Here is a 3,226-nt window from a genome sequence, read left to right as displayed (position 1 = left end):
CCCAAATTAAACGCCACTTGCGATCAATCCGCGTTTCCTTGTTAATAATTGCACCCTTTAGGTAAGCAAGGCTCAGGTTGGCACGGCTCAGGTTGGCCTCGCTCAGGTTGGCCTCGCTCAGGTTGGCACTAATCAGATTGGCCTCGCTCAGGTTGGCACCGCTCAGGTTGGCACCGCTCAGGTTGGCACCGCTCAGATTGGCATTACTTAAATCTCGATCTACAGCTGCGTGATTAACAATCTCCCAAATTAAACGCCACTTGCGATCAATCCGCGTTTCCTTGTTAATAATTGCACCGCTCAGGTTGGCACCACTCAAGTCAGCACCACTCAAGTCAGCATCGCTCAAGTCAGCACCATTCAAGTCAGCATCGCTCAAGTCAGCACCACTCAAGTCAGCATCACTTAAGTCAGCATCACTCAAGTCAGCGCCAATCAACTTTCGATCCTTAACTCGCTGACTAACAATCTCTTGCACTAGACGCCATTTATCCTCTAATTCGTTATTTTCATCATCATCTGAAATTTCGCTCAAAATTTGAGCATCCTCAACCGGAAAACCGTTTACTTCTGTTAGTTCTCCTGATTTGATGCGAGATACAAGCCGTTCGATATCTTCTTGAGAACCTTCTACAATTAATCTGATACTGCCTTCTTGAATATCAGTAATTGTTATAGTGTCTCCTGAATGTTCTTGTAAAATTAATTGAATAATTTTGAAGTTGTGAACTGAATTGATATCGCCTTTTAATATAATTTCTGCTTTAATTATTTTACTTTGTGTATCTATTACAGTGACTTGACGGCGAAGTGTTTGCATTTGCCCCACCTCCTCATTAGTTTCTAAGCTAGTGCTATATTTTCTTTCTATTCGCTTAGATTGTTCTTCTTCTGATGGTATCTCTGCTATTTCTCCCCACTCCAGTTCCAATGCCTCACATATTCTTTTAAAGGAATCAAGTTGAATTGGTTCACGCTGAAAAAATTTTGTAACTGTATTACGAGCTAATAATTGAGACTGTGCAAAGTTACTTTTTGAATCAAATCCTAGCCTTATCAAAGCATTTTCTGCTCTCTCTACACCTTGTGAAGACGCGATGATAGTTATTTTCTTCTTTTTTCTGTTTTGGCTAGGATCTGTCATGGTTTGACCAGAGTTTTTTTAAGCGAAGGAAGAAGATGGAAGAAACAAGGAAGAAGACCAACTTCTATCTTCCTTGTTCCTTCTGACTTCTTCCATGTTAAAGGCGATTGCCTACGGCAGAGCTTCGCTTAACGCTTGTGCAATCAAAAGTAGCGCATAAGACAATCATAGAAAGGTCATAGGTGATTAACAACACAATCGTTGCGTAGTCAAGATTTTAGGCGTTTGGCTGCACATTAGAAGTATGAAGTTTATTTGCTCTGCGAAATCTATGAATAACAAGCCAATCCCTCACTCTGACTCTCCGATAGAACTAAGTATTGCTCGTGAACGCCTGCGACAAGCACGTTATAGTTTCAATCTTGCAATAATTTCTACCGCAGTGTCTGCTTTTGTTAGTCTTACAGGTGCTGGGCTTCTGCTGAGAGGAAAAGCAAATGAAGGTGCAGTGACTGCTGCTTGTGGAATGATTGCGAGTGTCCGATGTGTTGAGCTTGCTAAAGATGCTAATGATAGACTTGATGAAATTTGATCTGTGAAGAAATGGAAAACTCTTGATTCTGTCGCGGGAATAAGATTTTTACAACCTCACCCTCGCTTTTAGCTGCGCTAGAATCTTTCCCTCTCCTTAGTAAGGAGAGCCAGTGCGTTGGGCGGCTTTGCCGACTTGAAGCACCTGGCGTGAGGGATGCCCGATAGGGCAGGGTGAGGTTCCGTCTTGATTTACTTGGTTTTCGTTATTTATCAGATGAGATAATATGAATATCAATTTGGTTGAGCGATAAGCCGGAGGCTTGACGCTCCGCGTATCGCAGCAGTTGGTGAATCAGAGACTCTGTAAATATCATTTGCCATTTTGAGCGACGAGTTTGACCTAATACTACCTGAGTAATTCGGTATAACTTTGCAACACGAGCAATTTCTTGTGCTACATTTTGACCAGAAACTTGCAAAAACTCACCCTTAAATTCTTGGCAGATTTGCTTGCAAGTTTCAATATGCAGTGCTTCTACTTTTGTCATAAAATGATCTGGATTGTTCACAAACAAAACGTAGAGCGGTGCGTTCATATAATCAGCAAATATAGCTCCGCGTCGAATCAATCGCACAGAGTTTGGCGCACAAGAAACGCAAACCAGTATTCGTTCGTGGATACAGTAAACATTTGCGCTGACAGCTTTAGCGTTGGAGTTTAGTCGAGCGGCTTGCTGAATTTCTTTCTTTTCTATGTTATCAGCTACCTGCCGCAGCGCTAGTTCTCGCAGAGCCACCAGGTTGGAACGTTGGAATAAATTTTGTACGGATGGCTCAATTTTTCTTGTTGGATAAATTTTACCTTCCAACAATCGCTCTTTTAATGTTTCTGGTGTGACATCCACAACAACCACTTGGTCCGCAGCTTCCAGTAAGCTGTCTGGAATACGCTCCTGCACAACGATACCCGTCATCTGGGTGACTTGATTGCACAGACTCTCCAAGTGTTGTATGTTGACAGTAGAATAAACATCAATACCTGCTGCCAAAATTGTCTCTACATCCTGGTAGCGTCTGTTGTGTTTTGCTCCTGGAATGTTGGTGTGTGCTAGTTCATCAATTAAAACAAGCTGAGGTTGGCGAGCGATAATAGCATCAGTATTCATCTGGGTGAAGATTAACCCGCCCTGTTCTATCTTATTTCGTGGAATGACTTCTAAACCTTGTGCCTTAGCATCTGTTTCTGGGCGATCGTGAGTTTCCAGCCATCCAATAACGACATCTATACCATCTTTTTTTTGTCGGCATGCTTCATCTAGCATCCTGTAGGTTTTGCCAACCCCAGGAGCCATACCAATAAAAATCTTGTGCTTGCCGCGACGAGCAGGACGTAAGTAGGTACCGTTAGAAGAAACAGTATAAGAACTGTACATTATCTGCGCATTAACATTGCTAAATACCATCTTACTTGCGTTCTGTACTCAAAAGTTCAGGAAAAGTTAATAATTTATTTTGAACGGGTAAGAATAAGCGCCCTTCAATCAGTGAACAGTGAACAGTGAACAGTAAACAGTGAACAAGGGGTGGACGAGTCCGTTTCCTACCTGA

General features: G+C 42.3%; 3 protein-coding genes. 1 reads left to right on the top strand and 2 read right to left on the bottom strand.

Annotation, left to right across the window (positions count from 1 at the left end; all coding sequences use genetic code 11):
• The coding region (locus DP116_RS27620; protein ID WP_169158168.1) for a pentapeptide repeat-containing protein at positions 1-1,144 on the bottom strand (1,144 nt) is incomplete at its 3' end.
• 271 nt (positions 1,145-1,415) lie between these two features.
• Here DP116_RS27620 and DP116_RS27615 point away from each other — a divergent pair.
• Positions 1,416-1,676 (top strand): TRADD-N-associated membrane domain-containing protein, encoded by a 261-nt coding sequence (locus DP116_RS27615; protein ID WP_211173548.1) that lies wholly within the window; start codon positions 1,416-1,418, stop codon positions 1,674-1,676.
• Between the two features lie 205 nt (positions 1,677-1,881).
• On the opposite strand, the gene DP116_RS27610 is transcribed toward DP116_RS27615, so the two are convergent.
• A complete protein-coding gene (locus tag DP116_RS27610; RefSeq protein ID WP_169158167.1) occupies positions 1,882-3,051 on the bottom strand; it encodes a histidine kinase in 1,170 nt (389 codons plus the stop codon).
• Positions 3,052-3,226: the final 175 nt, after the last annotated feature.

It is taken from the genome of Brasilonema bromeliae SPC951 (assembly GCF_012912135.1).
GTDB classification, from domain to species: Bacteria; Cyanobacteriota; Cyanobacteriia; order Cyanobacteriales; family Nostocaceae; genus Brasilonema; species Brasilonema bromeliae.
Note: the sequence above shows the minus strand (reverse complement) of the source record. Positions and strands in the feature narration are given on the sequence as shown.